Source organism: Bradyrhizobium sp. USDA 3311 (assembly GCF_054062495.1).
Genome location: NZ_JBSSFI010000001.1, coordinates 4,576,968 through 4,603,751, shown reverse-complemented (window position 1 = coordinate 4,603,751; position 26,784 = coordinate 4,576,968). Strand labels below are relative to the sequence as shown.

The 26,784-nt window shown below is 65.5% G+C and carries 24 protein-coding genes; 14 read left to right on the top strand and 10 right to left on the bottom strand.

Features of this window, described 5'->3' with window-relative positions:
* Positions 1–4 precede the first annotated feature (4 nt).
* The 3 genes from ACVWW6_RS21740 to ACVWW6_RS21730 form a co-directional block, all read right to left on the bottom strand.
* Positions 5–2,404 carry a bifunctional diguanylate cyclase/phosphodiesterase gene (locus ACVWW6_RS21740; protein ID WP_097532209.1) on the bottom strand — a complete coding sequence of 800 codons (2,400 nt, stop codon included), beginning with the start codon at positions 2,402–2,404 and terminating at the stop codon, positions 5–7.
* A 113-nt stretch (positions 2,405–2,517) separates the two neighbouring features.
* The gene (locus ACVWW6_RS21735) at positions 2,518–3,927 is read right to left on the bottom strand and encodes an MFS transporter (protein WP_182872140.1); all 1,410 of its coding nucleotides are present in this window, start codon (positions 3,925–3,927) and stop codon (positions 2,518–2,520) included.
* Positions 3,928–4,163: 236 nt separating this feature from the next.
* Complete coding sequence (locus ACVWW6_RS21730; protein WP_011088607.1) at positions 4,164–4,670, bottom strand: YciE/YciF ferroxidase family protein; 507 nt, start codon at positions 4,668–4,670, stop codon at positions 4,164–4,166.
* A 429-nt stretch (positions 4,671–5,099) separates the two neighbouring features.
* On the opposite strand from ACVWW6_RS21730, the gene ACVWW6_RS21725 reads away from it, so the two are divergent.
* From ACVWW6_RS21725 to garD, 8 genes are all read left to right on the top strand, one after another.
* On the top strand, positions 5,100–6,182 hold the full coding sequence (locus tag ACVWW6_RS21725) for a lysylphosphatidylglycerol synthase transmembrane domain-containing protein (RefSeq protein ID WP_097532212.1): 1,083 nt from the start codon (positions 5,100–5,102) through the stop codon (positions 6,180–6,182).
* Positions 6,183–6,283: 101 nt separating this feature from the next.
* Positions 6,284–8,236 (top strand): SGNH/GDSL hydrolase family protein, encoded by a 1,953-nt coding sequence (locus ACVWW6_RS21720; RefSeq protein WP_028173262.1) that lies wholly within the window; start codon positions 6,284–6,286, stop codon positions 8,234–8,236.
* Between the two features lie 328 nt (positions 8,237–8,564).
* Positions 8,565–9,905: an MFS transporter gene (locus ACVWW6_RS21715; protein WP_028173261.1), complete on the top strand. Its 1,341-nt coding sequence runs from the start codon at positions 8,565–8,567 to the stop codon at positions 9,903–9,905.
* Between the two features lie 123 nt (positions 9,906–10,028).
* Positions 10,029–10,934, top strand: coding sequence for a LysR substrate-binding domain-containing protein (locus tag ACVWW6_RS21710; RefSeq protein WP_011088611.1), 906 nt, complete (start codon positions 10,029–10,031; stop codon positions 10,932–10,934).
* Positions 10,935–11,057: 123 nt separating this feature from the next.
* Positions 11,058–12,002: a 5-dehydro-4-deoxyglucarate dehydratase gene (gene kdgD / locus ACVWW6_RS21705; protein ID WP_011088612.1), complete on the top strand. Its 945-nt coding sequence runs from the start codon at positions 11,058–11,060 to the stop codon at positions 12,000–12,002.
* Between the two features lie 24 nt (positions 12,003–12,026).
* Positions 12,027–13,385 carry a glucarate dehydratase gene (gudD, locus tag ACVWW6_RS21700; RefSeq protein ID WP_011088613.1) on the top strand — a complete coding sequence of 453 codons (1,359 nt, stop codon included), beginning with the start codon at positions 12,027–12,029 and terminating at the stop codon, positions 13,383–13,385.
* A gap of 23 nt (positions 13,386–13,408) precedes the next feature.
* On the top strand, positions 13,409–14,857 hold the full coding sequence (locus ACVWW6_RS21695; protein WP_011088614.1) for an aldehyde dehydrogenase family protein: 1,449 nt from the start codon (positions 13,409–13,411) through the stop codon (positions 14,855–14,857).
* 113 nt (positions 14,858–14,970) lie between these two features.
* Positions 14,971–16,512 (top strand): galactarate dehydratase, encoded by a 1,542-nt coding sequence (gene garD, locus ACVWW6_RS21690; RefSeq protein WP_011088615.1) that lies wholly within the window; start codon positions 14,971–14,973, stop codon positions 16,510–16,512.
* A 3-nt stretch (positions 16,513–16,515) separates the two neighbouring features.
* Here the strand turns inward: garD and ACVWW6_RS21685 are convergent, their stop codons facing one another.
* Positions 16,516–17,256: a hypothetical protein gene (locus ACVWW6_RS21685; protein WP_011088616.1), complete on the bottom strand. Its 741-nt coding sequence runs from the start codon at positions 17,254–17,256 to the stop codon at positions 16,516–16,518.
* Positions 17,257–17,261: 5 nt separating this feature from the next.
* Entirely contained in the window at positions 17,262–18,152 is an 891-nt protein-coding gene (locus ACVWW6_RS21680; protein ID WP_038967744.1) for a MipA/OmpV family protein, read from the bottom strand.
* A gap of 340 nt (positions 18,153–18,492) precedes the next feature.
* Between ACVWW6_RS21680 and ACVWW6_RS21675 the strand changes: the two genes are divergently transcribed.
* The 3 genes from ACVWW6_RS21675 to ACVWW6_RS21665 all read left to right on the top strand — a co-directional run bounded on the left by ACVWW6_RS21675 (position 18,493) and on the right by ACVWW6_RS21665 (position 20,994).
* A complete protein-coding gene (locus tag ACVWW6_RS21675) occupies positions 18,493–19,173 on the top strand; it encodes a response regulator transcription factor (RefSeq protein WP_028173254.1) in 681 nt (226 codons plus the stop codon).
* Positions 19,170–20,534: a sensor histidine kinase gene (locus tag ACVWW6_RS21670; RefSeq protein ID WP_456681377.1), complete on the top strand. Its 1,365-nt coding sequence runs from the start codon at positions 19,170–19,172 to the stop codon at positions 20,532–20,534. Before ACVWW6_RS21675 ends, ACVWW6_RS21670 begins: the two co-directional genes overlap by 4 nt.
* A 190-nt stretch (positions 20,535–20,724) precedes the next feature.
* A complete protein-coding gene (locus ACVWW6_RS21665) occupies positions 20,725–20,994 on the top strand; it encodes a hypothetical protein (protein WP_179883758.1) in 270 nt (89 codons plus the stop codon).
* Positions 20,995–21,170: 176 nt separating this feature from the next.
* Here the strand turns inward: ACVWW6_RS21665 and ACVWW6_RS21660 are convergent, their stop codons facing one another.
* Complete coding sequence (locus ACVWW6_RS21660; protein ID WP_028173251.1) at positions 21,171–21,527, bottom strand: hypothetical protein; 357 nt, start codon at positions 21,525–21,527, stop codon at positions 21,171–21,173.
* Positions 21,528–21,928: 401 nt separating this feature from the next.
* On the opposite strand from ACVWW6_RS21660, the gene ACVWW6_RS21655 reads away from it, so the two are divergent.
* Positions 21,929–23,029 (top strand): hypothetical protein, encoded by a 1,101-nt coding sequence (locus ACVWW6_RS21655; RefSeq protein ID WP_271553913.1) that lies wholly within the window; start codon positions 21,929–21,931, stop codon positions 23,027–23,029.
* A 115-nt stretch (positions 23,030–23,144) separates the two neighbouring features.
* On the opposite strand, the gene ACVWW6_RS21650 is transcribed toward ACVWW6_RS21655, so the two are convergent.
* Both ACVWW6_RS21650 and ACVWW6_RS21645 read right to left on the bottom strand, forming a co-directional pair.
* Positions 23,145–23,759 carry a DUF2147 domain-containing protein gene (locus tag ACVWW6_RS21650; protein ID WP_028173249.1) on the bottom strand — a complete coding sequence of 205 codons (615 nt, stop codon included), beginning with the start codon at positions 23,757–23,759 and terminating at the stop codon, positions 23,145–23,147.
* A 106-nt stretch (positions 23,760–23,865) separates the two neighbouring features.
* The gene (locus tag ACVWW6_RS21645) at positions 23,866–24,894 is read right to left on the bottom strand and encodes an NAD(P)/FAD-dependent oxidoreductase (RefSeq protein WP_011088624.1); all 1,029 of its coding nucleotides are present in this window, start codon (positions 24,892–24,894) and stop codon (positions 23,866–23,868) included.
* Positions 24,895–25,072: 178 nt separating this feature from the next.
* On the opposite strand from ACVWW6_RS21645, the gene ACVWW6_RS21640 reads away from it, so the two are divergent.
* The gene (locus ACVWW6_RS21640; RefSeq protein ID WP_060908223.1) at positions 25,073–25,540 is read left to right on the top strand and encodes an acyl-CoA thioesterase; all 468 of its coding nucleotides are present in this window, start codon (positions 25,073–25,075) and stop codon (positions 25,538–25,540) included.
* Between the two features lie 18 nt (positions 25,541–25,558).
* Here the strand turns inward: ACVWW6_RS21640 and ACVWW6_RS21635 are convergent, their stop codons facing one another.
* Positions 25,559–25,879: a 2Fe-2S iron-sulfur cluster-binding protein gene (locus ACVWW6_RS21635; RefSeq protein WP_011088626.1), complete on the bottom strand. Its 321-nt coding sequence runs from the start codon at positions 25,877–25,879 to the stop codon at positions 25,559–25,561.
* A 170-nt stretch (positions 25,880–26,049) separates the two neighbouring features.
* Positions 26,050–26,424, bottom strand: a complete 375-nt coding sequence (locus tag ACVWW6_RS21630; RefSeq protein ID WP_028173247.1) for an Hpt domain-containing protein — start codon at positions 26,422–26,424, stop codon at positions 26,050–26,052.
* Between ACVWW6_RS21630 and ACVWW6_RS21625 the strand changes: the two genes are divergently transcribed.
* Entirely contained in the window at positions 26,423–26,680 is a 258-nt protein-coding gene (locus tag ACVWW6_RS21625) for a hypothetical protein (protein ID WP_456681376.1), read from the top strand. The two genes, ACVWW6_RS21630 and ACVWW6_RS21625, sit on opposite strands and share 2 nt — an antisense overlap.
* Positions 26,681–26,784 lie beyond the last annotated feature (104 nt).

Sequence of the window (26,784 nt, the reverse complement as noted above, 5' to 3'; positions counted from 1 at the left end):
CTTTCTAGGCCGAGGCGCGCAGCCGCGGGCGCTCCAGCATCAACGCCACATCCGAGGCAGGCCGCGGCTTGCTGAACAGATAGCCCTGCGCCTGGGTGCAGCCCTCGCGCCTGAGCAGCTCGAGCTGCGCGTCGTTCTCGACACCTTCCGCGGTGGTCACGATGCCGAGGCTGCGGCCGAGCCCGGTCACGGCGCGGATGATCGCCATGGAATCCTCCCGCGTCGCGAGCTCCGACACGAAGGAGCGGTCGATCTTGATCTTGTCGAACGGGAAGCTGCGCAAATAGCTCAGCGACGAATAGCCGGTGCCGAAATCGTCGAGCGAGATCCGCACCCCCATGGCGCGCAGCTCGTGCAGGGTGGTCAGCGTCGCCTCGCTATTCTGAAGCAGCACGGATTCGGTGATCTCGAGCTCGAGCCGGCGCGCCGGCAGTCCCGAGACGGTCAGCGCCGCGGTCACGGATGCGATCAGGTTCGGATTCCTGAACTGCACCGGCGACAGGTTGACCGCGACATCGACATCGTCGGGCCAGGTGGCCGCGTCGGTGCAGGCGGAACGCAGCACGAATTCGCCGAGCTGGACGATGAGTCCGGTCTCCTCGGCCAGCGGAATGAAGTTGATGGGGGCGATCAGGCCGCGCTGCGGATGGTTCCAGCGCAGCAACGCCTCGAAGACGACGACGCGACCACTGGCGACGTCGCGGATCGGCTGATAGTACGGCTGGAACTCGTCGCGTTGCAGCGCTGCGCGGAGATCCATCTCCAACAGACGGCGCGCCTGTGCGCGCGCATCCATGCCGGTCTCGAAGAAGCGGTAGGTGCCGCGGCCGTCCGCCTTTGCGCGGTACAGCGCAAGGTCGGCGTTCTTCAGAAGCTCGTCCGCGTTGCTGCCGTCCTGCGGCGACAGCGAGATGCCGATCGAGACACCGATGACGATCTGATGGTCGTCGATCTCGTAAGGCGCCGAGATCACCTCGACGAGGCGGCCGGCAAGGCACCTCGCTGCGGCTTCCTCCGACCGTCCGATCTGGACCACTGCGAATTCGTCGCCGCCAAGCCGCGCCACCGTGTCGCTCTCGCCGACGGTGGCCTTCAGCCTGCGGCCGACCTCCTTGAGCAGCGCGTCGCCGATGGGATGGCCGAGCGAGTCGTTGATGTCCTTGAAGTGATCGAGATCGAGGCAGAGCACCGCGAGCTGGTCGCCCGAACCCGTCCGGCGCAGACCCTGCTCGAGCTGCTCGTGGAACAGCACGCGGTTCGGCAGACCGGTCAGCGCGTCATGACGCGCCATGTGCGAGATCTTCGCCTGCGCCTCCAGCCATTCGGTGATGTCCTCGAAGGTCGCGACCCAGCCGCCGCCCTGCATCGGCTGGTTGACGACCCGGATGGAGCGGCCGAACCGGTTGACGACCTGGCTGGTCGTGCGGCCCTCGCGCGCGTCGACCACGAGGCGCGCAAAGAATTCATCCGCATCGCCCTGCCACTGGCCCTTGGCCTGCTCTTCCCGCAGCACGTCGACCAAGAGGCGGCCGGTCAGCGCGATATCGGTGCGACGAAGCATCGCCGCGTAGCGCTCGTTGAACAGCATGATCTTGCCGTCCGCGTCGAACATGCACAGCCCCTGCGACATGTTCTCGAGCGCGGTATCGAGCACGACCTGCTGGCGTCCCAATTCGCCCTTGGCGCGGCGGTCGAGCACAGCCGCTGCGAGCGCGATCGCGATGATCGCGACGGCCGCGCTGGCGGTGAGGACCGACAAGGAGGCCGGCGGGATCGACAGGCCGCTGATGACGATCGAAGGATCCGGCGTCAGCTCCACGGCGCCCATGGCGGTGAAATGATGCGAGACGATGGCGACGGTCAGCAGCACCGTCGCACCGAGCGCATTCGCCACGCCGTCGCGCCGCCCCGCGACGACCAGCGCAAGCGATCCAAAGACGATACCGAGAACGATCGAGACCGCCACGGTGTCGGTCGCCCAGCCGATGCGCGCGGGAATCTCGAGCGCCATCATGCCGGTGTAATGCATTGCGGCAACGCCGCCGCCAACGACGGCGCCACCGAGCGCGACCGGAATCGTCCGCGTCGCTGACACCGAGATGCTCAGCCCGACGAAGGTGACCGCAATCGCGAAGATCAGCGACAGAACGGTCACGGGGATGTTGTAGGCGCCGCCGGCGCCCGGCCCGTAGGCCTGCATCGCGATGAAATGGGTTGCCCAGATGCCGCAGCCTGCGACGACGGCGTCCAGCGCGATCCACGATACGCGAGCACCGCCGCTTGCCGCACGCGCGCGCTGGAACAGGCTGATCGCCGCCGCGCTCGCGAGCAGGCACACTGCGCCGCCGAGTGCGACGAGGCGCCAGTCATGCTGGTCCGTGAGACAGTAAAGAACTTGATACATTGCCGGCCCCTATCCGACCCGCACTAGAGCGGGCAGAGATGGACAGTCGGTAACCGGCTATGTGCTGGGTTCGGCGATGGTGAACGGAAGATGTGTGCGTTTGCTCACATTGTTCATCTTCGCGAAGGCGCGCCGATCCCGATCACGGCGGCGGCGAGCAGCAGGACGGTGGCCGATACCACCAGCGATGCGTGCAGGCCGGTCATGAATGCACCTTCCGAGGCCACCAGCGAGCCGAACAGCGCAACGCCGAGCACGCTGCCGGTCTGCCGCGTCGCGTTCAGGACGCCCGCCGCGATGCCGGAGCGCGCCTTCTCGACGCTGCCCAGCAGGGTCGAGGTCAGCGGCGGCACCAGCAGCCCAAGTCCGCCGCTGATCGCGATCATCTGCGCGCAGATCATCCAATAGCTCGTGTCAGCCTCGATCCAGATCAGGCCGAGACAGCCGAGCGCCGAGATAAAGGCGCCGACGACAATGGTCGGGCACGGACCGACGCGCTCGGCGAGGCGCGGCGCCAGCAGATTGACCGGGAGCACCGCGGCCATCATCGGCACGAAGGCAAGTCCGGTCCACCACGCCGACAGCCCGTTGATCCTCTGGAAGTACAGGCTGAGCACGAAGATCAGGCCGTAGATCGCGATGTTCACGAGCAGGCCGACGAGCGCGGTCAGGGTAAACAGCCGGTGACCGAACAGGGACAAGGGCAGCATCGGCTGCGCCGCGCGGCTCTCCCGCCAGACGAACAGCACGGCGAGGACGAGGGCTGAAGCGAAGGCCGCGAGCACGGCCGGATGGTCCCAGCCAAGCGCGCCGCCCTCGATGATCGCGCCGGCGAGCGCCCCCAGCGCGCCGATTGCCGCAAGCTGGCCGGGCAGATCGATCTCGCGCGAGGGCGCGCGCGTGGTCTCCGTCGCATAACGCCAGCTCAGCCAAAGGCCCATGAGGCCGATCGGAAGGTTGACGAGAAAGATCGCGCGCCACCCGACCAGCGTGATCAGCGCGCCGCCGACGAAGGGGCCCGCGGTCAGCGCTAGGCTCGCTCCGGCAGCCCAGATCGCGACGGCGCGGCCGCGCGCGCGGTCGTCGGCATAGGCATGATTGAGCAACGCCAGCGAATTCGGCACCAGGATCGCCGCCGCTAGGCCCTGGACCAGTCGTGCCGCGATCAGCACGATTGCATTGGGGGACGATGCACAGGCGAGCGAGGCCGCAGTGAAGATGGCGAACCCGGCCATGAAGACGCGCTTGGCGCCGATCCGGTCGCCGAGTGCGCCGGCCGTCAGGATGAAGGCGGCAAAGGCAATGGTATAGGCGCTGACGACCCATTGCAGCTCGGCGACACCGCCGCCGAGCGTCGTGCCCATCGCGTCGAGCGCGGTGTTGACGATGGTGACGTCGAGCTGCACCACGCCATAGCCGAGGCTCATCGCGGCCAGCGTCAGGGAGGTTGCAGGACGAGATGAGGCGCGCGGCGCGCCGGCTCCGTCGTCGAAGGCTTCGTATTTGATGGTGCTTGCTCGCATGCTGCCACCTCGGTTGCAGCCCCACGCGACATATAGGCTTCCGGCCTGCCGCCATGTTTCGACAACGGCCGAAGGATGGATGTGTGGCGAGCGTGCCCACCCGAAACTCGGCGTCGTCGCCCGCGCAGGCGGGCGATCCAGTACTCCGCAGCCGCGCGCGGGGAATGACGACGGCCGAGGCAAGGGCAAAAGCGCCGCGCGAACCACCGCGCGGCGCTTTCCTGCCTACACCAGCGCTAGCTCGCCGCGCGCAGATTCACCTTGCTCTCGGCGAGCGCCGTGAGCTTCTTGTCGGTCGCCTTCTCTTCCTCGAGCGTCTTGGCGAGCACGGCGGCGCAGTCGCTCCGGCCGAGCTGCTTGGCCCAGGCGATCAGGCTGCCGTAACGCACGATCTCGTAATGCTCGGCGGCCTGCGCCGCATTGATCAGCGCAGCGTCCAGCACCGCCTTGTCGGCGACCTCGCCGGCGGTCTCGTCGGCCTCCTCGATGATGCCGTCGATCGCCGGGCAGTCGACCGCCTTCACCTGTGCGCCGTGCATCTTGAACACTTCCTCGAGCCGCTTGACGTGCTGCTTCGTTTCCTCGAGGTGCGTCAAAAAGCCCTTTTTCAGCTGCGGGTCGGTGGCCTTGTCGGCCATCTTCGGCAGCGCCTTGGTGAGCTGCTGCTCGGCATAGTAGATGTCCTGGAGCTGGTGCACGAACAGGTCGTTCATGGTCTTGATGTCTTTTGTGAACAGTCCCATCGTTCCGATCCTCTTGGGTTTCGGGAACACGGGGGGCACCGGCTCGCACGAATAGCCGCATATTCCCGCCATGTTCGATTGCTGATGGGGCGCTAACGGGCACGCGGCATCGACGTTCCAAAAAAGCCGGCATCGCTTGCGCTGGAACAATGCCGCGGACGGCACGATATGAAAGCATGCCAACATACGAACGCGCGGGCTTGGCCGGTTTGGCGACTCATATGCTTAACGCGCGTCCGATGTGAACCACATATGACAAAAGTCGCCGGTCCGGCACAGAACCTATCCTTGTCAAGGGCTGCACAAGTCACCGTTTTTGTCTTAAATGAGCAGGATCATGCCTAGCGATCGACGCCTGCCTTTGGCAACCATCGCGCCCGACTGGCCAATGCCTGGCCTTGTCGGTCTTGCCCCCTGCCGGGAGGATGAATGCACGGACTGCTGCCCGCGTTGAAGCGCGGCTTCAAGAGATGGATTGGCTGGCGACGGCTCGGAATTGCCGCGAGCGTCTTCATCATCGCCTTCGCAATCACCACGCTGGTGCGGACCCTCAAAGGTATCGATACCGGCGTCATCCTGACCGCATTGACCGAGATTCCCCGCGGGAATATCGGGCTAGCGGCGATCTGCGTCTTCTTCGCGTTCTGTACGCTGACCTTCTACGATTTTTTTGCACTGCGAACGATCGGCAAGAAGCACGTGCCCTATCGCATTGCAGCGCTCTCCAGCTTCACGTCCTATTCGATCGGCCACAACATCGGCGCCACCGTCTTTACCGGCGGCGCGATCCGCTTCCGGATCTATTCGGATTACGGGCTGAACGCGATCGACGTCGCAAAGATCTGCTTCCTGTCGGGCCTGACCTTCTGGCTCGGTAACATCTTCGTGCTCTCGATCGGCATGGCCGTCCATCCCGATGCCGCCTCCTACATGGATCAGCTGCCCTCGTCGATCAACCGGCTGATCGCGTTCGGCGGCCTCGCCTCGATCGGCGCCTATCTGGTCTGGCTCTGCATGGGCGAGAAGCGCCGCGAGCTCGGCCAGAAGGGCTGGAAGGTGGTGTTGCCTTCGGCGCCGCTGACGCTGGTTCAGATCCTGATCGGCGTGGTCGATCTCGGCTTCTGCGCCACGGCAATGTACCTCTTGATACCGGCCACTCCGCCGATCGACTTCCTGTCGCTGGCGGTCGTGTTCATCCTGGCGACGCTGCTCGGCTTTGCCAGCCATGCCCCCGGCTCGATCGGCGTATTCGATGCCGCCATGCTGGTGGCGCTGCCGGAATTCGGCCGCGAGCAGCTTCTGGCGACGCTGCTGGTGTTCCGCCTGCTCTATTTCGTGATCCCGTTCGGCCTCGCCATCTCCATCATGGGCACGCGCGAGCTCTGGATGAACGTGGTCGAGCCCTGGCAGGAGCGACGGCGGCTGGCGGAGGCCTGCGCCCAGGCCAACCTGCCCAAGCAGGTGGCGGCAATGGAGCGCGAGCGGTCGCTGCGACAGGCCAGCAAGCGCTAGGGCGCTGGACGGCGCCCGCAAAAATCGTCAGACAAGGTTGCGGGCGGGGGGAGCAATCCTCTCTTATTTCCGCCTCAACTTTGCCGTTGAACACGCGGGCCATGATCCGACCATCTCTTCGCACCTTCTTCGCGGGCGCCCTGCTGCTTGCCGGGATTTTGACCGCTTTGCCGCCCGAGCGCGCAGTCGCGCAGGACGCCGGCGCCATGCAGATCAATTGGGAGGTGCGCAACCGCTTCCGCCTGTTCCGCGAGGAGCGCGACTTTCTGCTTCATGTGGAGAACGCGCGTAACCGCAGCATCCTCGCCGCCGAACAGTCGCTGGAGCTCCAGAGCGAGGGCCGCGGCTGGGCCCGCAACATGGTCAACCGGCTCTGCATCGACCTCCAGGGCCGGGTCAACCAGCCCTGCACCCGCGACAACGTCAAAGAGAATTACCTCACCCCGATCGACCATCCGGTGACCGTGCGCCTGACCGGCGCGGTGCCGGTCGGCGCCACCTGCGCCTGGTCGTTCGACGACGGCGACGGGCCGCAGACCTCGACCTTCGACTGTGCCGAGCCGGTCAATCTGCGCGTCCGCTACGGCCGGCAGACGGTCGCGAGCGTCGACGTCTCCTCCGGCTCCGATCCGACCCAGCGCGTTCAGACCGAGATCCAGGTCCGCGACATCTTCGTCGCCGGCCTCGGCGACAGCATCGCCTCGGGCGAAGGCAATCCCGACCGGCCGCTGGCGCTGTCGGACGAAGGTTTCTGCTTCCGCTCCTATCTCGGCACCGCCGGCGCGCAGTACTACCGGCCGAGCCGCGCCGGCTATAAAGGCGGCCGCGCCTGCGAGGCGCCGGATACGCTCGCCAACTGGCAGCGCTACGGCGCGCTCTGGTTCAACTCCCCCTGCCACCGCTCGCTCTACAGCTACCAGGCCCGCACCGCGCTGGCGCTCGCGGTGCGCTACACCCACATCGCGGTGACCTTTCTGCCGCTCGCCTGCACCGGCGCCAGCATCGGCGACGGGCTGCTCGGCTCGCAGCGCGCCCGCGAATGCGCGCCCAGCAAAAACGGCAATTGCCAGACCAGCGTGAACGCGCAGGTCGCCGAGCTGCGCGAGGCGCTCACCGCGGCGAAGAAGCGCCAGCCGGACCGCACGCTCGATCTCGTGCTGCTCTCGATCGGTGCCAATGATGTCTACTTCTCGGGTCTCGTCGCCGACGTCATCGTCGACACCGCGACCGAGCGCGCGCTGTTCCGCCGCTCCGGCGTGATGGCGAGCGTCGACGATTCCCGCGATGCGCTGGCGCGCGAGCTGCCGCAGAATTTCGTCAAGCTGCGCGAGGCGCTGAAGCCGCTGGTCGGCGGCGACCTCTCGCATGTGGTCTATGTCTCCTACGCCAATCCGGCGCTTGCCGATGGCGGCGTGCCCTGCCGCGGCGGCCGCGCCGGCTTCGACATTCATCCGTCCTTCAACGCCGATCCGCAGCGCCTCGCCCGCGTCTCGACCTTCGTCGACACCGAATTCCTGCCTCAGTTGAAGGGGCTCGCCACCTGCACCCGCGGCGCGCTGTGCCGCGATCCCGAAGCCGACCGCATGACGTTCGTCGATGCGCATCAGGCAGCGTTCGCCGATCACGGCTTCTGCGCGCATGCGGGCAACGATCCCGAATTCGACCGCACGTGTTTTGCCGAGAACGGCCAGAGCTTCAATCCCGATATCGTGAGCGCGGCGAGCCAGCCGATGCTGTGCGGCCGCGGCGCCTCCGAGTATCGCGCCTATCTGCCGCGCGCGCGCTGGATCCGCGACGCCAATGACAGCTACTTCGCCGCGATGACCTATCCGCAAGGCCTGCCGGCCGCGAGCCAGCCGACCGACATCCACGACGCCACCTGGGGCGTGCTCTCCGCCGTCTATGGCGGCGCCGTGCATCCAAGCGCCGAAGGCCACGCCGCGATGGCGGATGCGGCGCTGCCGGCCGCAAGCAGCGTGCTCGGGCTGGACGCAGTACCGCCGCCCGTGACGCGGGGACTGCTGCCGCAGCTGCTACCGAGCGCGCGGCAATAGAAGCAAGAGCGAGCGCTCTCCACACCGTCATTGCGAGCGCAGCGAAGCAATCCAGAGTCCATCCGCCGAAAGATTCTGGATTGCTTCGCTGCGCTCGCAATGACGCGCTATGAGTACGAATACTCTCTCTCCCCGAGTCGTCCTGGCTTTCGCCAGAACGACGATTGGGACGAGCGCGGTCTCCATCCTCACGATCGTTCCCTCCCACCTGCCGTTCCATCAATCCAAAAACGGCATCGATCGATACTCCCTTGAACTTGGACACTTTGCCGCGCGCGCCTCTAGGAGTCGTGGTGAGGAAACATTTCGAGTTCTAAGGAGGCGCGTGATGAGCGCAGTGGTGTCCGCAGCGGACGTGAGGAGGTCTCGCGTCAGGCTGTTCATCGTGACCATGTTGTTCCTGGTCACGACCGTCAACTACGCCGACCGCGCCACGCTCTCGATCGCGGGCCCCGCGCTCTCCAAGGAGCTGCATCTCGATCCCGTCGCGATGGGCTGGATCTTCTCGGCCTTCGGGTGGTCCTATGTGATCGCCCAAGTGCCGGGCGGCTGGCTGCTCGACCGCTACGGCTCGCGCCTCGTCTATGCCTTCAGCATCATCGTCTGGTCGCTGTTCACGCTGATGCAGGGCTGGGTCGGCTTCCTCAGCGCCGGCGCTGCCATCGTCGTGCTGTTCGCACTCCGCCTCCTTGTCGGCGTCGCGGAAGCGCCGTCCTTCCCCGCCAATGCCCGCATCGTCGCCGCCTGGTTTCCCGGCAACGAGCGCGGCACCGCGTCCGCCTTCTTCAATTCGGGACAGTATTTCGCGACCGTGATCTTCGCGCCGCTGATGGGCTGGATCGCCCACGATTACGGCTGGCGCTACGTGTTCTTCGTGATGGGCGCGCTCGGCGTGATCATGGGTCTCGTCTGGATCAAGACCATCTATGGCCCGAAGGAGCATCCCGGGATCAACGAGGCGGAGTTCGACTACATCAAGGAGGGCGGCGCGCTGGTCGATCTCGACGCGCCCAAGGAAGAACGTGCGCCTCAGTCCGGCTCCGGGTGGGACCACATCCGCCAGCTGCTCTCCAACCGCATGATGCTCGGCGTCTATCTCGGCCAGTACTGCATCAACACGCTGACCTATTTCTTCCTGACCTGGTTCCCGGTCTACCTCGTCAAGGAGCGCGGCCTGTCGATCCTGCAGGCCGGCTTCGTCGCGACGCTGCCGGCGCTGTGCGGCTTCATCGGCGGTGTGCTCGGCGGCATCATCTCGGACGCGATCCTGCGCAGCACCGGTTCGCTGACCATGGCGCGCAAGATTCCGATCGTCGGCGGCATGCTGCTGTCGATGTCGATCATCGCCTGCAACTATGTCGACGGACATGCACTGGTGGTCGGCTTCATGGCGCTCGCCTTCTTCGGCAAGGGCATCGGCGCGCTCGGCTGGGCTGTCGTCTCCGACACCTCGCCGAAGGAAGCCGGCGGCGTCTCCGGAGGCCTGTTCAACACCTTCGGCAACCTCTCCTCGATCACCACCCCGATCGTGATCGGCTACATCCTGGCCGCGACCGGCTCCTTCAATGGCGCGCTGCTGTTCGTCGGCGCCAATGCGCTGGTCGCCGCGTTCGCCTATCTCGTCGTGGTGGGCAAGATCGAGCGGGTGGTGCTCAAACGTTCCTCCTGAGGGCTCCCGCGGGAGCTTGACCAGGCAACTCAACGGCGGCTCACAAAGCCGCCGTCTTTGTTTTGGGGATGATCGATGCTAGAAGTGCCGGGGAAACGCCTTATTCATCTAAGGCATGTATCGATGTTCGACCTCAACCAGCTCCGCTGTTTCGTCACGGTGGCGGAGGAACTGCATTTCGGCCGTGCCGCCGCGCGGCTGAACATGACCCAGCCGCCGTTGTCGCGGCAGATCCAGGTGCTCGAGCACATCATCGACGCGCCGCTGCTGGAGCGCACCAGCCGTTCGGTGCGCCTGACGCCGGCCGGCCGCAGCTTCCTGCCGGAGGCGCGGCGCATCCTGAAGCTTGCGGAAAGCGCCTCGCAGGTCGCCCGCCGCATCGCGCTGGGCAAGACCGGCTCGCTCAAGATCGGCTTTACGGCGGCGGCCGCCTACGGCTTCCTCCCCGAGCTGGTCGCGGCCTGCCGCGCCAAGCTGCCCGAAGTCGATTTCTCGCTGAAGGAGATGGTCTCCGGCGACCAGTTCGAGGCGCTCAGCTCCGGCCAGATCGACGCCGGCCTGCTCAGGCCGCCGATCGCGCGCCCCGAAGTGGCCAGCCGCCGCGTCGTCGCCGAGCCCCTGCTTGCCGCGATCCCGAAGAAGCATCCGCTGGCGAGCGCCGACAGCATCACCATCAAGGATTTCGACGACCAGCCCTTCGTGATGTATTCGCCCTATGAGAGCCGCTACTTCCACGATCTCCTGGTGGCGCTGTTCACCCGCGCCGACGTGCTGCCGCGCTATGTCCAGCATCTGAGCCAGATCCACTCGATCCTCGCCATGGTCCGCGCCGGCCTCGGCCTTGCCATCGTGCCGGCCGCGGCCGCAAGCCTGAAGATCTCCGACGTGCGGCTGCGGCCGCTCAAATTGCGCACGCGCGTCCCGGTCGAGCTGTTCATGGTCTGGCGCCGCGACGACGAGAATCCGCTGCTGTCGGCGCTGGTCAAAATCGCCGGTGAATTGTCCTCCGCGGAGACCATGGAAGATTGATGCTGATTTCGCATCGGTCGATATAGGCTTTGGCTTGGACGCGCATCGAACGGTCTCCTAAACCACGGCGCATGGACGCGCAGGCTTGCGTCCTCCACAACACGCAATTAGGGAGCCGCGCCCATGAGCAAGATGACCCCGCAGGAAATGGCCCAGACGATCGGATCGGGCCTCCTGTCCTTCCCCGTCACGCCGTTCAAGGCGGACTACTCCTTCGACGAGGCGACCTACCGCGCCAACATGGACTGGCTGTGCGGCTATGACGTCGCGGGCCTGTTCGCCGCGGGCGGCACCGGCGAGTTCTTCTCGCTGACGCCGACCGAGGTCCCGCAGATCGTCAAGATCGCCGTCGAGGAGACCAAGGGCCGCGTGCCCGTCCTCGCCGGCACCGGCTACGGCACCGCGATCGCCCGCGAGATCGCTGTTGGCGCCGAGAAGGCCGGCGCCGACGGCCTGTTGCTGCTGCCGCCCTATCTCACCCATTCCGAGCAGGACGGCCTTGCCGCCCATGTCGAGGCGGTCTGCGCCGCCGTGAAGATCGGCGTCATCGTCTACAACCGCGACAACGCCATCCTTCAGCCCGACACGCTCGCCCGTCTCGCCGAGCGCTGCCCGAACCTCGTCGGCTACAAGGACGGCATCGGCGACATCGAGCTGATGACCCGCGTCTACACCAAGCTCGGCGACCGCCTCACCTATATCGGCGGCCTGCCGACCGCGGAAACCTTCGCGCTGCCCTATCTCGACATGGGCGTGACGACCTACTCCTCGGCCGTGTTCAACTTCGTTCCGGAATTCGCGACCAACTTCTACGCCGCGGTGCGCAAGCGCGATCACGCCACGATCCATGCCGGGCTGAAGGACTTCATCCTGCCGCTGATCGCGATCCGCAACCGCAAGAAGGGTTATGCGGTCTCCATCATCAAGGCCGGCATGAAGGTGATCGGCCGCGACTCCGGCCCGGTCCGCCCGCCGCTGACCGATCTCACCGAGCAGGAGATTGCGGAGCTGACCGCGCTGGTCAAGAAGCTGCCCGCCATCCGATCGTCACAACAGGCTGCAGAATAACAAGACAACAGGGAGGAGCATGCGATGGCCCAGACTGACATCTCCGGCGCGCCAGTCGCCGGCGCACCGGTCGTCACGGCGATGCAGGTGATCCCGGTCGCGGGCCGCGACAGCATGCTCCTCAACTTAAGCGGCGCGCATGCGCCGTTCTTCACCCGCAACATCGTCATCCTCACCGACAATGCCGGCCACACCGGCGTCGGCGAGGTGCCGGGCGGCCAGAAGATCTGGCAGACGCTCCAGGACGCGCGCGATCTCGTGATCGGCAAGACCGTCGGCGCGATGAACAACATCCTCGCCGACGTCCGCACCGCCTTCGCCGATCGTGACGCCGGCGGCCGCGGCAAGCAGACGTTCGACCTGCGCGTCATGATCCATGCGGTCACGGCGATCGAGTCCGCGCTGCTCGACCTGCTCGGTCAGCATCTCAACCTGCCGGTCGCCGCGCTGCTCGGCGAAGGCCAGCAGCGCAAGAGCGTCGAGACGCTCGGCTACCTCTTCTTCGTCGGCGATATCAGCAAGTCCAGGCTCGACTACGTCACGGGCGAGACCGGCAAGGCGGAGTGGTTCAACCTCCGCCATCAGGAGGCGATGACGCCGGAGACCGTGGTGCGGCTCGCGGAAGCCACCCACGATCATTACGGCTTCGCCGATTTCAAGCTCAAGGGCGGCGTGCTCCGCGGCGAGCAGGAGATCGAGGCCGTCACCGCGATCGCCAAGCGCTTCCCCAACGCGCGTGTCACGCTGGACCCGAACGGCGCCTGGTCGCTCGACGAGGCTGTCAGCCTCTGCAAGGACATGCACGGCATCCTCGCCTATGCCGAGGACCCCTGCGGCGCCGAGGCCGGCTTCTCCGGCCGCGAGATCATGGCCGAGTTCCGCCGCGCCACGGGTCTGCCCACAGCGACCAACATGATCGCCACCGACTGGCGCCAGCTCTCCCATGCGCTGCGTCTCGGCGCGGTGGACATTCCGCTGGCCGATCCCCACTTCTGGACCATGCAGGGCTCGGTGCGCGTGGCCCAGACCTGCCGCGACAACGGCCTGACCTGGGGCTCGCACTCCAACAACCATTTCGACATCTCGCTCGCGATGTTCACCCATGTCGGCGCCGCCGCCCCCGGCAAGGTCACCGCGATCGACACCCACTGGATCTGGCAGGATGGCCAGGCGCTGACCAGGGAGCCGCTCCGGATCAAGGGCGGCAAGATTGCGGTCCCCGACAGGCCGGGCCTCGGTATCGAAATCGACAGGGCGGCCATCGACGCCGCGCATGACCTCTACAAGCAGCATGGACTCGGCGCCCGCGATGACGCTATTGCCATGCAGGACCTGATCCCCGGCTGGACCTTCGACGACAAGCGTCCCTGCCTCGTTCGGTAAGAAACTTTCCCTGGAGGAATGATATGACTGCGATCCTGAAAAACTTCATCGGCGGCGAATGGGTCGACGGCTCCGGCGTCACCAGGAACATCAACCCCTCCAACACCAACGACCTCGTCGGCGAATATGCCAAGGCCGACAAGGCACAGACCGAGAAGGCGATCGCAGCCGCAAAGGCCGCCTTCCCCGGCTGGGCGCAGTCGACCCCGCAGGTGCGCTACGACGCGCTGAACAAGATTTCTCTCGAAATCCTCGCCCGCAAGGAAGAGCTCGGCCGCCTGCTCGCCCGCGAGGAAGGCAAGACCCTGCCCGAAGGCATCGGCGAGGTCGCGCGCGCCGGCCAGATCTTTGCGTTCTTCGCCGGCGAAGCGCTGCGGCTGATCGGCGAGAAGGGCGCATCCGTCCGCCCCGGCCTCGACGTCGAGCTCACCCGCGAGCCGATGGGCGTCGTCGGCATGATCACGCCCTGGAATTTCCCGATCGCGATCCCGGCCTGGAAGATCGCGCCGGCGCTTTGCTACGGCAACACGGTCGTGTTCAAGCCTGCCGAGCTGGTGCCGGGCTCGGCGCATGCGCTGTCCGAGATCATCACCCGCTCCGGCATTCCGGCGGGTGTGTTCAACCTCGTCGTCGGCTCCGGCTCCGTGGTCGGCCAGACCCTGCTCGATCACCCCGACGTCGCCGCGATCTCCTTCACCGGCTCGGTGCAGACCGGCCGCAAGATCGCGCAGGCCTGCGTGCTGTCGAACCCGATGAAGAAATTCCAGCTCGAGATGGGCGGCAAGAATCCGCTGGTCGTGCTCGACGATGCGGACCTCAAGACCGCCGTCGAGGTCGCCGTCAACGGCTCCTACTTCTCGACTGGCCAGCGCTGCACCGCCTCCTCGCGTCTGATCGTCACCGAAGGCATCCATGACCGCTTCGTCGCCGCGATGGCCGAGCGCCTGAAGGGCCTGTCGGTGGACGACGCGCTCAAGGCCGGCGTGCATATCGGCCCCGTCGTCGACCAGAGCCAGCTCGACCAGGACCTGCGCTACATCAAGATCGGCCAGGACGAAGGCGCAAAGCTCGCCTTCGGCGGCGAGCTGCTCCAGCGCGAGACGCCCGGCCACTACCTCCAGCCGGCGCTGTTCACCGAAGCCAACAACAACATGCGCATTGCGCGCGAAGAGATCTTCGGCCCGGTCGCCGCCGTCATTCGCGCCAAGAACTACGAGGAAGCGCTCGCGATCTCGAACGACACCGAGTTCGGCCTCGCCTCCGGCATCTGCACCACCAGCCTGAAATACGCCTCGCACTACAAGCGCAACAGCGAGTCCGGCATGGTGATGGTCAACCTGCCGACCGCCGGCGTCGACTATCACGTGCCGTTCGGCGGCCGGAAGGGCTCGAGCTACGGCGCCCGCGAGCAGGGCTCCTATGCCCGCGAGTTCTACACGACGGTGAAGACCGCTTATACCTATCCGGGTTGAGACATCGTAGGGTGGGCAAAGCGAAGCGTGCCCACCACTTACGCTCGGTGTGAAGACGGTGGGCACGGCGCGTTGCGCCTTTGCCCACCCTACGATTTCGGAGGCAAGCGCAGATGGACCAGTCAGTCGCAGCGAAAGAGCAGTCCCGCTACATCAAGCTCAACGAGCGCGACAATGTCGCGATCGTGGTCAATGATTTCGGGCTTCCCGCCGGCTCCCGCTTCGCCTGCGGCCTGACACTGCGCGCCTTCGTGCCGCAGGGGCACAAGACGGCGCTGGTCGACATCGCGGAAGGCACACCGATCATCCGCTATGGCGAGGTGATCGGCTACGCGCTCTCGCCGATCCTGGCCGGCGAATGGGTGGATGAGGCGCGCATTCGCATGCCGGAGGCCCCTGCCCTCGACAAGCTGGAAATCTCGACCGCCGTGCCCGCTCCGCTGCCGCCGCTCGAAGGCTTCACCTTCGAGGGCTACCGCAATCCGGACGGCTCGGTCGGCACCAAGAACATCCTCGGCATCTCCTCCTCCGTGCAATGCGTCAAGGGCACGATGGAATATGCGGTGAAGCGCATCCGCGCCGAGCTCTTGCCGAAATACCCGAACGTCGACGACGTCGTGCCGCTGACGCACGCCTATGGCTGCGGCGTCGCCATTAACGCGCCCGACGCGGTGGTGCCGATCCGCACGCTGCAGAACCTCGCGCTCAACCCCAATTTCGGCGGCGAAATTCTGGTCATCAGCCTCGGCTGCGAGAAGCTCGCGCCCGAGCGGCTGGTGCCGGAAGGCATCAGCGATGCCATCGTCCGCATGCAGGACGAAGCCTTCGACGGTTTTGGCGCGATCGTCGATGCGATCATGACACAGGCCGAAGCGCGCCTGAAGATTCTCAACAAGCGCACCCGCGAGACCTGCCCGGCCTCCGATCTCGTCATCGGCCTGCAATGCGGCGGCAGCGACGCGTTCTCCGGCGTCACCGCGAACCCCGCGGTCGGCTTTGCCGCCGACCTCCTAGTGCGCGCCGGCGCCACCGTGATGTTCTCGGAAGTCACCGAGGTGCGCGACGCGATTCAGCTCCTGACGCGACGCGCCATCAACGAGGATGTCGGACGTGCCTTGGTGCGCGAGATGGCCTGGTACGATTCCTACCTAGCCCGCGGCGGCGCCGACCGCAGCGCCAACACCACGCCCGGCAACAAGAAGGGCGGCCTCGCCAACATCGTCGAGAAATCATTGGGCTCGATCGTCAAGTCCGGCTCGTCCGCCATCACCGGCGTGCTCTCGCCCGGCGAGAAGGCGACGCAGAAGGGCATGCTGTTCGCGGCAACGCCTGCCTCCGACTTCATCTGCGGCACGCTCCAGCTCGCCTCCGGCATGACCTTGCAGGTGTTCACCACCGGCCGCGGCACGCCCTACGGCCTTGCGGCAGCGCCTGTGATCAAGGTCGCGACCCGCAGCGAGCTCGCGCGGCGCTGGAAGGACCTGATCGACTTCGATTCAGGCAGCATCGCCACCGGCGAGAAGACCATCGAGGAATGCGGCTGGGACCTGTTCCGCCTGATCCTCGACGTCGCCTCCGGCCGCACAAAACCGTGGTCGGATCGCTGGGGCATCCACAACGACCTCACGCTGTTCAATCCGGCGCCGGTGACCTGAGAGTCACGGACTGTCGGTCAGGTGCATGTCGCCCAGCGTGATGGGCAGGCTGCGCGTGATGAGGTCCGCAATCGCCGCGCGCAGCCGTTCGCCCGAAGCCGAACCGCCGAACGTCTCGTCAACCGGCCCGCTCGGGCCGGCGAGCCGGAGGGTGCCGGTGTTGTCGAGCGGCGCAGCCGCCCGCTTCTCGATCACGTCGAATGACTTGCCGTCGATGACACGCACCTCGTACAGCGCGTGGATCAAACCGTAATCCGCAAGCAGCGTCCGGTATTCGGCGAGCCCGACACCCTCGACGTTGCGGCCGTTTCCAAGCTTCGATCTTGCCCTTGTGATGACGATGTACGCATCCAGCCCCTGTGGCGTGACATCGCTGCGAACCAGCTCCTTGAACGGATCGCTGCGCAGGAGATTGACGGGCGCGACCGCCGAATCCCTGATCGCGGCGAACGCGGCGCGCCTGTAGCTCACGGCCTGCACGCGGAAGCGTGGGCTCAGCAGCCTCGTCGCCTGCTGGACGATCATCTCGTCCAGCCCCCACGCGCTGATCGAGGCGCTTTGCCCGGTGTTGCCGAGCGCGGTCAGGCCGGCCTGCGTCAGGCTCATCTCCTCGCCGATGGCCGAGACGATGCCGACGGTCTTGATCGCCTGGAGCCGGCTCGCGCGCGTCTCGAACGCCGCGGCGGCACTGAGGACGACGGAAGTCACCGCAAGGGCGATCCATAGAACAACATGACGGCGCATGACGACTATCGAATCCTGAAGTCGAACGAATAGGACGCACCGAGGCCGATCGTGGTCTGGTTCGACGATCCACGCAGCCTCACCAGCGGACTGTCCGCGGCGTCGCCAAGCAGCTTCTCGTATTCGACATAGGCATGGACCTCCCACTGGGGATTGATGCGATAGGAGATCTGGCTGCCGAAGCCGACCGAGTGCGCACCACCCCTGGCATCGTACGTCGGCAGTCCCGACGCCAGCGCCTGCGCCGCATCGACGCCGAAATACGGCGCGGTCGCCTTGGTGCTCTTCCAGGTGAAGCGCGGGCCGGCCGAGATCGTGAGCCTTTGAATCAGCGGCACAATGACGTCGGCGGAAACGTCGGCCACGGTGCCGGTATGGCCACCCAGGCCCTGACGCAGTTCGCTGCGCAGACGCAACCAGTCGACCGGATAATATTCGACGAAGCCGCCGAGCTCGTATGCGGCCTTGACGTCGCCGAGACCGGTCAGCTCGGAATATTTGTCGCTCTTGCGCGACGAGACGTATTTGAACGCAGGCCCTGCGCGAAAATTGCCGACGTCGAGCAGCGCAATGCTGGCGCTGTCGCGGGGGCCGCGAAACTGGTCGAACGATCCGGCGCGGCGAATGGAAAAGATCGGGATCGGGCGGAATTTTCCGTTGTCCGATCCGACGAAGTCTGGCGTGTATTCGCCGCCGATGCCGACCATGACGGTCCAGTTGCCGGAGGGCGAGGGCAGCATCGGCAGGTCGAACGGCGGGGCCGGGAGCGTGAACGCGGTCTGCGCCGATGCAGACTGAGGGATCGCGATCGCGCCGAGTGCGGCAAGGAATACGCTCAGCAAGCTCTGCTGCGCGCGCGTCGCATGATCGAGAGCGGCTTCGTCAAGATGCTTCATTACGGGGCCCCGGACCGGCCCTGCTGGCCGGTCGACTGGTGTGGTCAGGAGCCCAGCATGTGATCCGGCAAAATTGCCCCAAGATTGCAACGGGCAACCGTCCCTGCGACATTCCGCGCGCCAGATGCGCCGCCGGATCAACATTGCCCGAACATTGCCCGGGCCACGTTCACGCTCCTAACTTTGACCGCGCGCGAGGTGAGCGCTCTCGTCCCTGCCTTTTATTCGCCAAGCTCGCTGCCTTAAAGGGAACCTCGCGCACGAACCGAACTGCCGGAATTCGGCCAGGGAGCGTCAAGGTCGGGGTTTTGTTGCCCCAGCAGAGTCAAGGACGACCCGCGTGCGCTCCCTCGTGATCGAAGACGAACCGCAGATCGGCGCCTATGTCAGCCGCCTGCTCGGGCAATTGCACGGCGTCGTCGACCTTGTCGGCTCGATTGCCGATGCCCGGCAGGCGCTGGACAACTTCAAATACGATCTCGCCATCGTCGACCGGATGCTGCCGGACGGCGATGCGCTCGAGGTGGTCACGGCGCTGAGCCGGTCGCCGGAACGCCCCGCCATCATCATGCTGACGTCCAAGGACGCCAAGGAGGATGTCGTCGACGGCCTCAACGGCGGCGCCGACGACTATCTCGGCAAGCCGTTCGAGCCGCAGGAATTGATTGCGCGAGTGCGCGCCGTCTTGCGCCGGCCTCGCCTGCTCGCACCCGCGGTGCTGTCGCTCGGCAATGTCGAGCTGCATCTCGGCAGCAACGAGGCGGTGGTCGCCGACACCAAAATCCTGCTGCGGCGACGCGAGGCGCTGATCCTCGGAGCGCTCCTCATGCGCCGCGACCGCGTCATCACCCGCGCCGCCCTGATCGAGGAGATCTACGGTTTCGACGACGAGATCGAATCCAACACGCTCGAAGCGCAGGTCTCACGCCTCAGGAAGAAGCTGGCCGCGCTCGGCGGCGACGTCGAGATCCGCAGCATGCGCGGCATCGGCTACATCCTGCGGCTGGCAACGCCGCGATGACGTCGATCGCCCGGACCTTTGCGCTGTCGCTCGGCATCGCCGCGACGACGATTTTCCTGATCATGCTCGGCCTCTTCATCTGGCGCTATCCGATGGAGGAACGCGAGTTCAGGGCTTGCCGGGTCGTGGCCGCCGTTCTCGATCGCGCCACCATGGTCGAAGGGCAAAACCTGACGGTGCGCCCGACCCCCGCCCTCGAAGAGCTGAAGGCGGACAGCCCGAACCTCTGGTACGTCGTGTCCGCAGGCGACATGGTCAGCGAGTACGGCAGCGAACGCCGGCCGGCCCTCCCCTTCGCGTTTCCCTATCACGGGCCTGTCGGCTCATCGGTCTTCAGCACGCTCGACCAGAAGAGCACCTTCTGCCTCGCCGTCGTGCAAAGGGGTTCGCTGCAGATCGCGATGATGGTCGGCGAGCCTCACGTCCGTTTCGCCCGGCTTGCAAGAAACTTTCTCATCCGCAGTGTCTTTTCGATCACGCTGCTGGCGCTGGCCTTTGCCGCGACCGTTGCCGTCGGCGCGGCGCTGGCCGCGCGTTTCGTCTCACGCGGTATCGAACGGGTGGCGCTTCGCGCGCTCGCAATCGACCCTGCAGCACCGCAAGGTCTGATCTCCCTGTGCGAGGTCCCTCGCGAGCTGAAGCCGCTGGTCGAGGCGCTGAACCGCGCCTTTGGCGAGATCGACGCCTATATCAGGATGCAGCGCCGCTTTCTCGGCAATGCCACCCATCAGCTCCGCACGCCTTTGACGCTGCTGCGCGCGAAGATCGACGACGTGCCCGATCCAGCCCTGAAGGTCGAGCTGGTGCGCGACGTCCGCCGCCTCACCTCGCTGGTGTCCGCCATGCTCGACCTCGCGCGCCTGCAAAATCACGCGATCGAGAAGCGGCCGATCGACCTTGCCGAGATCACGCTGGACGTGCTGGCCGATTTCGGCCCCTCGGCGCTGGACGCCGGCATAGAGCTTGCGCTGGAGCGGGCCGACCAGGGACCGTTGCTGGTGCAGGGCGTGGACGCCGCCATCCGCAGCGCGCTCGCCAATCTCGTCGGCAACGCACTCATCCACGCCCGCGGCGCGCGACGCATCACCGCCACGCTCGATCGCGGCAGCATCTCGATCCACGATGACGGCGCGGGCCTGCCCGACGATGCGGAGCACAAGTTGCTGGAGCCGTTTCAGACCGGCAACAGCGCGGGCGACGGCGCCGGGCTCGGCCTGTCGATCGTCCGCGAGATCATGGCCGCCCACGGCGGCGAGCTGGTCATCTCCTCCGAGCCCGGCCGCGGCACGACGATGCGCCTGTGCTTTCCCGAGGCCGCAGCGACGACCAGGTCCCGGCAGCTCGATCTGCAAACGCGCTAGCGATCGCCTCGGCCCTTCCGTGAAACCGTCCGGAAACATTGGCGCGGAAAACTTCTTCCGCGTTTCGCGCCTGTCGCATCACGCAATCAAATAGAGCGCCGGCGGCGATCGAATGCTCGCACACCAGCGAACCTGTTGCGACATCGATGCGACCAAACCTCCGATTGCCATCTTTCACGGAGATTTTCCAATGCGTGTTCTCTCGATGATTGCCATTGCCGGCGCGATGATTGCGAGCTCGGCCGGGGCGTTCGCCGGCGAGCTTCCTTCTTACGAAATGAAGTCGTTTCCGATCTCGGCAACGCAGGTGCAGGTGCTCGGCGGCGCCGGCGTCGAGGAGCAGTCGGCTTCGCCCGCGATGACCGTCGCCGGCATGCCCGCCTCGCCCGCGCAAGTCTCGGTGCTGTCGCCGCGGGTCAAGCGGCTCGCGAGCGCCGGTTCGGCGAGCGAGGCGCGCTAAGCGTCCGTCACCGGACAACGATCGCATCGTTGAGCTGAAGTTTCCACAACGTCATGGCCGGGCACGTCCCGGCCATCCACGTCTTGCCGAGGCCACTCAGAACGTGGATGCCCGGGACGAGCCCCGGGCATGACGAACCTCTTCCGCGCCGTCAGGAGTTCGGCGCTCGCACGTTTCTACGTCATGCTGCCCGGCATGAAGCAGCGCACGCGCGGATGGCCGTCGATATAGTGCTTCCACACCATGGTCCGGCCGATCTTGTTCGGCTCGGTGATCACGGCACCGTCGGGCACGACCACCCATTCGTCGTCGAGATGCACACGGTAACGCCCCTTGTCGGATTCCCAATCGACATCGGCGACCACGTAGCCGTCGGCATCCGAGCAGCATTGTCCGTATTCGCTGCGCAGGCTCTCGAACCAGGGCTTGAGCGGCGAGTTGGCGTAGCGGCCGTCGTCGCGCGCCAGCGCCGAGGTCGCAAGCAGCGCCATCAGCCCCAGCGGCGCCGCCGCACATAGTCTGGCAAGTCGCATGTCGTCTTCCCGCAGATCGCAATCAGCGCCGCGAGGGACAGGCGCCGCCGTCGGCCCTCCGCACGGTGGCGGCAGGCGTGGAGACGGCGACTCGCTCCCCAGCGGCTTTGCGACAGCTATGCAAATCCGGCGCCAGCGCGCATTCCGGAGAACTACTGCTCGCACGGTGTTGCCCATGTCGGCACGCACGTCCTGCATGCTCCGGGTGCCGGCGATTTGTCGCGCATTTTCGAGGCTTTCCTTGTCGCACCTCAACGTGTACGAACGTGGCCGCGAAACCTATCGCATTTGTTTAACCAGCTGTTTCGATTAGAGAAATCAGGTGACGGCGTGACTGGCATTGGACCGGCAGCGCTATGAGTTCGAGAGAGTTGCTCCCTGGCCAGCAGGACGCGACCGATTTGCCCGCAAACGAGGTGCAGTTTGCGCTGGTGATTTCGCGCATGCTGGAGACGGTGAAGGATGATCCGGAGTTCAGGCGGCAGCTCGTCTACGATCTTGCCCGCTACAAGCTCCAGGAGCAGTTCACCTACGCCGACGCCAAGAACATCGACCAGATGAAGCGGGCGCTCGAGGTCGCAATCGAGGAGGTCGAGAAGTTCTCGCGTGAAGAGGCGCCGCTGGAGCGGTTGCCGCAACATCAACTCACATCGGCGAAGGCGGGTGAGACAGGCGGCCCACTTCTGTCCGCCGACGCTCCCGTCCTGCGATCGGCGATCGAGACATCCAGGCGGCCTGCGATCTCAGGTCCGCTCTGGCCGGTGATGAAGCGTACGGGGGCCATCCTGCTTGCCGCCGGCGCCATCGTTCTTCTCATCTCGCAGCGAGACCATATCGCCGCGCTGCGCCGGCTGGTTTCGTCCCAGGCCCAGGAGATCGCGCTGGTCCCGCCCAGACCGGAGACGACGATCACGGTCAGCAAGCCGGAAATGGTGACCGCCGTCGCACCGCCGTTGAAACCGACGCGCGTGCTTCCAACCGACTACGGCGTCTACGCCTTGATCGACGACAAATCGCTGGCGGAGTTGAATGCGACCGGCGTCATGGCGCCGGACATGCGCGTCGCGATTTCACCGGAGTTCAAGAAGCCCGATCGGCCGCATCTGCCGAACGGCCGCGTCAAATTCATCGTGTTCCGCCGCGACGCCGCACATGCGATTTCCGAACGCGTCGAGGTTCGGGTCGTGGCGAAGATCGCCAGGGAGTTTTCGACCGACGCCGCAGGCAAGACGCTGAATGGCGGAGACGACGTCGGCGTCATCCGCAACTTCGCCTATCCGTTCCGGGTGTCACCGATTCCAGGGACACCCGAGATGCACGAGCTTCACACCGGCGATTCAGAGCTCGAACTTGCGCCCGGACATTACGTCCTGAGCCTGGGCACGCAGGCCTATTATTTCCAGGTCGACGGCGAGATCACCGATCCCCGGCAATGCCTCGAGCGGGTCGTTGCCGGCAACGGCACCTTCTATGCGCCGTGCAAGAAGGCGCGGACGTATTAGCGCGCCTCGGCATTGAGGCACCGTCACCCCCGCACAACTGCGAAGCCGTTGCGCGGGGATGACGGGACTACTGTTCGCAAAAATGCAATGGGGGCGGAACTAAGAGTGCCGCAGCCTACTGCTTCGGCGCCGGCGCCATCATTGCGCCGCCCTTCTTCGCCGCGGGCGCGGGTGCGGGCTTGGTCGCTGCGGCCTGTGCGGGCAGATATTTGGCGACGATGGCGGGATCGACCTGCGCGATGTTGGCGTCCGGCAGGCGCGTCCAGGTCTCGTCCTTGCCGAACAGGGAGATGCCGAGGAAGCCGCGCATGGTCAGGGTCTGGCCATCGGGGCTCACCGTCATCTTGGCCTTCCAGATATTGCCGTCGCGCGGATTGACCACGTTACCGCCATCATACTTCAACCCGTCGCGCTTCATGTCGCGGATGAAGGACAGGCCTAGCACCGGCGCGTTCTTGCGATCGTCCGTGCACTTCGCACAGACCTCGTTCGGATCGTCGCCGGGCCGCGGGAACGTCTTGGCGATCACGCCTTCGAACACACCGTTGTGGTCGACGAAGAGGAACCATCCCACCGTCTTGCCGTCTTCGACCTTCTGCCAGAGCCCTGCGGCGGTTGGCTGGGCCGACGTCGCAACCGGGGCTTGCGCCGCAGCCGGGCTCACCGCGCCGAGCGACAGCGCGAGCGTGAGGAGCGAGAGCAGCCGAAAGCTGGGAAACGGATTCCGCATTATGATCACCTTGCTATTCCACGACTGGAATGGCCGCAGACTACGGCGATTTCGCGAACGGTTCCAGCACCAGAAACATGGGGCATCCTTCCCGCCCCGCTCGCGGTCAGCTGACCCCGAGCTTCTTTTGCAGGCTGGAGGACGAGGTCGTGTACTGGAACACGAGCCGCTTCTCCGGATAGACGTAGCGATGGGCTTTTTGCGACATCAGCGCGCCCTCGTGGAAGCCGCACAGGATCAGCTTGATCTTGCCGGGATAGGTGTTGATGTCGCCGATGGCGAAGATGCCTGATATGTTGGTCTCGAACGCGGATGTCTCGACCGGCACCAGATTGTTCTCCAACGCAATGCCCCAGTTCGCGACCGGACCGAGCTTCATGGTCAGCCCGAAGAACGGCAGCATGGCATCGCAGGCGATCTCGGTGACGTTGTTGTCGTTGCCCTTGATCGTCGCGCCGGTCAGCTTGCCGTCAGTGCCGGCGAGCGAAGTGACCTGGCCGAGCCGGAGATCCATCTTGCCGGCCGCGACCAGCGCGCGCATCTGCTCGACGCTGTGAGGGGCTGCGCGAAATTCGTCGCGACGGTGCAGAAGCGTGATGCGCTTGGCCACCGGATGCAGATTGAGCGTCCAATCGAGCGCGGAATCGCCGCCGCCGACGATCAGCACGTTCTTGTCGCGGAACGTCTCCATCTTGCGCACGGCGTAATGCACCGAGGTGCCTTCATAGGCTTCGATGCCCGGCACCGGCGGACGCTTGGGCTGGAACGAGCCGCCGCCGGCCGCGATCACCAGCACCTTGCATTCGAACACCTTGCCGGCATCGGTGGTGCAGCGAAATGCGGGATCGCCGATCTTCTCCACCGTCTCGACCATCTCGCCGAGATGGAAGGTCGGATGGAACGGCTTGATCTGCTCCATCAGCGCGTCGGTGAGCCCCTGCCCCGAAACATGCGGAATGCCGGGAATGTCGTAGATCGGCTTTTCCGGATAGAGCTCGGCGCACTGGCCGCCGACCTTGTCGAGGATGTCGACGAAATGGGCCTTCATATCGAGAAGGCCGAGCTCGAAGGCGGCGAACAGACCGCAGGGGCCGGCGCCAATAATCAGCACATCGGTTTTGATCACGTCGCTCATGTCGTCTCTTTATCGTTATCGGTTGGACGGCGCCCTTTGGGCCGAGGTGACCCTGCCTGTCTAGCCAACGGGGATGGATCAGGGAAGGCATAAAAGCGGGAGCGCCCCGCAACCGCGCCCACTTGCCGGGTCAAAATAACTGGGCTGTAACGAGGCTGGATATGACGGAGATCAATCGGTGAACGCACCAAGCCGCCTCGATACGACGCCGCGCCTGGAGGACTACCCCTACCGCCTCAGCGACAACGTCCGCTTCGGCGATCTCGATCCCAACCAGCACGTCAACAACGCGGTCTATGCCACCTATTTCGAGACCGGCCGTGTCACCCTGATGAAGAGCCCGGACTACGGGCTGACGCCGCCGGGCCTCGCCTGGATCATGGTGCGGCTCGACATCCATTTCCGCGCCGAGCTGCACTGGCCGAACACGATCGAGCTCGGCCTCGGCGTGGTGAAACTGGGACGGACGTCAGTGACCTTCGAGCAGGTCGTGTTCTCGCAGGGAAAATGCATCGCCTCGGCGACGTCGGTCGGCGTCATGCTCGACGAGGCGACGCGGCGGCCGGCGCCGCTGGCCGCGGAGATCGTCGAGAAGCTCAGACCCTGGCACAAGCGCGGCATCGAGGTCGCGCCGCCTGGCACCTGATGCAGGGGGACGGTCGGATCAGGCCTGGCGTTCCGGCGTCGACACGACCAGCCCGTCGAGCTCGTCGGAGACCTTGATCTGGCAGGACAGGCGCGAGTTCGGGCGCACGTCGAAGCCGAAGTCGAGCATGTCCTCTTCCATCGGCGTCGGGCTGCCGACCTTCTCGCGCCAGGCTTCGTCGACATAGACATGGCAGGTCGCGCAGGCACATGCGCCGCCGCATTCGGCCTCGATGCCGGGAATGCTGTTGCGGATGGCGGCTTCCATCACGGTTGCGCCGTTCTCGATTTCCACCGTACGGGTTTCGCCCTTGTGGTCGACAAAGTGAATCTTGGCCATGTGTGCTCGTGCTGCCGCGATGTTGGGAATGAAGGAGGGTCCGGGCTGTCCTATAACGGGTCGGTTAGCCCGGCGCCATAGCGTTTTGATGCGAGCTGGATCCCGGTTTGCGGGCAGAAAACGCGTCAAAACAAAAGACTAGAGACACCGCCGTTTGCGGGGTTGCCGGCCTAGTGCTTCAGGATCGCCTCGATGGCGGCGCGGGCCTCGGCCACGGCCTCCTTCAGCGCGGCGAAGGCGTGGTGCCGGTCGTGGCCGGTCCGGATCGCGGTCTCCAGGTGAGCGGCGGCATCCGCTACCGCAAAGGCGCCGATTCCGCGGGCCGAGCCCTTGAGCTTGTGCGCGAGCGCGCCGGCCTCGGCCGGCAAATTGGTCATCGCGGCGAGCAGGCGAACCGCCTGCTCGGCGAACATTGCGAGCACTTCCTGCTCCAGCTCGGCGTCGCCGAGCGTCATGCGGGAGAGGTGGTCGAGATCGAGCGGGCTGTCGACGGGCGCAAGCGGGGGCGAGGGCATCCATTCCATCCGTTGCAGTTCAGGCGTCATGGCGCAGGACCCCGGCATCGCGCGACGGTTCCGCCGGTTCGGCGGTGCGGTTCCTCCTAGCCAAGCATGGAAATGGTTAACGAAATGTTTGGGCCGCTTTACGCAAATCCGCCCGTTTATTGACGAAAAGTTGCCGCAATCGGCCGAGTCCAGTGGAGAATTGCATTTATTGCTAAGGCGTTACGGCCCGATCCTGTTAACGATGATTAAGATTGTCTTAATCGCGGGCATTTCATTCGCGACGCTCTGCCAATAGGATGTTGGAGAAATTGGCGGACAAGCCGTCCGGGTGGGGACGGCTGAAAGATCCGCGCAAGCGGCATGATCCGGTCTGTGGGCTTGCGTAGCGCGCGGGGCTCG

Excerpts from the sequence above, each read along its gene's own strand:
- ACVWW6_RS21740 (WP_097532209.1), bottom strand. The coding sequence starts at position 2,404 with ATGTATCAAGTTCTTTACTGTCTCACGGACCAGCATGACTGGCGCCTC.
- ACVWW6_RS21735 (WP_182872140.1), bottom strand. The coding sequence starts at position 3,927 with ATGCGAGCAAGCACCATCAAATACGAAGCCTTCGACGACGGAGCCGGC.
- ACVWW6_RS21730 (WP_011088607.1), bottom strand. The coding sequence starts at position 4,670 with ATGGGACTGTTCACAAAAGACATCAAGACCATGAACGACCTGTTCGTG.
- ACVWW6_RS21725 (WP_097532212.1), top strand. The coding sequence starts at position 5,100 with ATGCACGGACTGCTGCCCGCGTTGAAGCGCGGCTTCAAGAGATGGATT.
- ACVWW6_RS21720 (WP_028173262.1), top strand. The coding sequence starts at position 6,284 with ATGATCCGACCATCTCTTCGCACCTTCTTCGCGGGCGCCCTGCTGCTT.
- ACVWW6_RS21715 (WP_028173261.1), top strand. The coding sequence starts at position 8,565 with ATGAGCGCAGTGGTGTCCGCAGCGGACGTGAGGAGGTCTCGCGTCAGG.
- ACVWW6_RS21710 (WP_011088611.1), top strand. The coding sequence starts at position 10,029 with ATGTTCGACCTCAACCAGCTCCGCTGTTTCGTCACGGTGGCGGAGGAA.
- kdgD (WP_011088612.1), top strand. The coding sequence starts at position 11,058 with ATGAGCAAGATGACCCCGCAGGAAATGGCCCAGACGATCGGATCGGGC.
- gudD (WP_011088613.1), top strand. The coding sequence starts at position 12,027 with ATGGCCCAGACTGACATCTCCGGCGCGCCAGTCGCCGGCGCACCGGTC.
- ACVWW6_RS21695 (WP_011088614.1), top strand. The coding sequence starts at position 13,409 with ATGACTGCGATCCTGAAAAACTTCATCGGCGGCGAATGGGTCGACGGC.
- garD (WP_011088615.1), top strand. The coding sequence starts at position 14,971 with ATGGACCAGTCAGTCGCAGCGAAAGAGCAGTCCCGCTACATCAAGCTC.
- ACVWW6_RS21685 (WP_011088616.1), bottom strand. The coding sequence starts at position 17,256 with ATGCGCCGTCATGTTGTTCTATGGATCGCCCTTGCGGTGACTTCCGTC.
- ACVWW6_RS21680 (WP_038967744.1), bottom strand. The coding sequence starts at position 18,152 with ATGAAGCATCTTGACGAAGCCGCTCTCGATCATGCGACGCGCGCGCAG.
- ACVWW6_RS21670 (WP_456681377.1), top strand. The coding sequence starts at position 19,170 with ATGACGTCGATCGCCCGGACCTTTGCGCTGTCGCTCGGCATCGCCGCG.
- ACVWW6_RS21665 (WP_179883758.1), top strand. The coding sequence starts at position 20,725 with ATGCGTGTTCTCTCGATGATTGCCATTGCCGGCGCGATGATTGCGAGC.
- ACVWW6_RS21660 (WP_028173251.1), bottom strand. The coding sequence starts at position 21,527 with ATGCGACTTGCCAGACTATGTGCGGCGGCGCCGCTGGGGCTGATGGCG.
- ACVWW6_RS21650 (WP_028173249.1), bottom strand. The coding sequence starts at position 23,759 with ATGCGGAATCCGTTTCCCAGCTTTCGGCTGCTCTCGCTCCTCACGCTC.
- ACVWW6_RS21645 (WP_011088624.1), bottom strand. The coding sequence starts at position 24,894 with ATGAGCGACGTGATCAAAACCGATGTGCTGATTATTGGCGCCGGCCCC.
- ACVWW6_RS21635 (WP_011088626.1), bottom strand. The coding sequence starts at position 25,879 with ATGGCCAAGATTCACTTTGTCGACCACAAGGGCGAAACCCGTACGGTG.
- ACVWW6_RS21625 (WP_456681376.1), top strand. The coding sequence starts at position 26,423 with ATGGCGCAGGACCCCGGCATCGCGCGACGGTTCCGCCGGTTCGGCGGT.
- ACVWW6_RS21630 (WP_028173247.1), bottom strand. The coding sequence starts at position 26,424 with ATGACGCCTGAACTGCAACGGATGGAATGGATGCCCTCGCCCCCGCTT.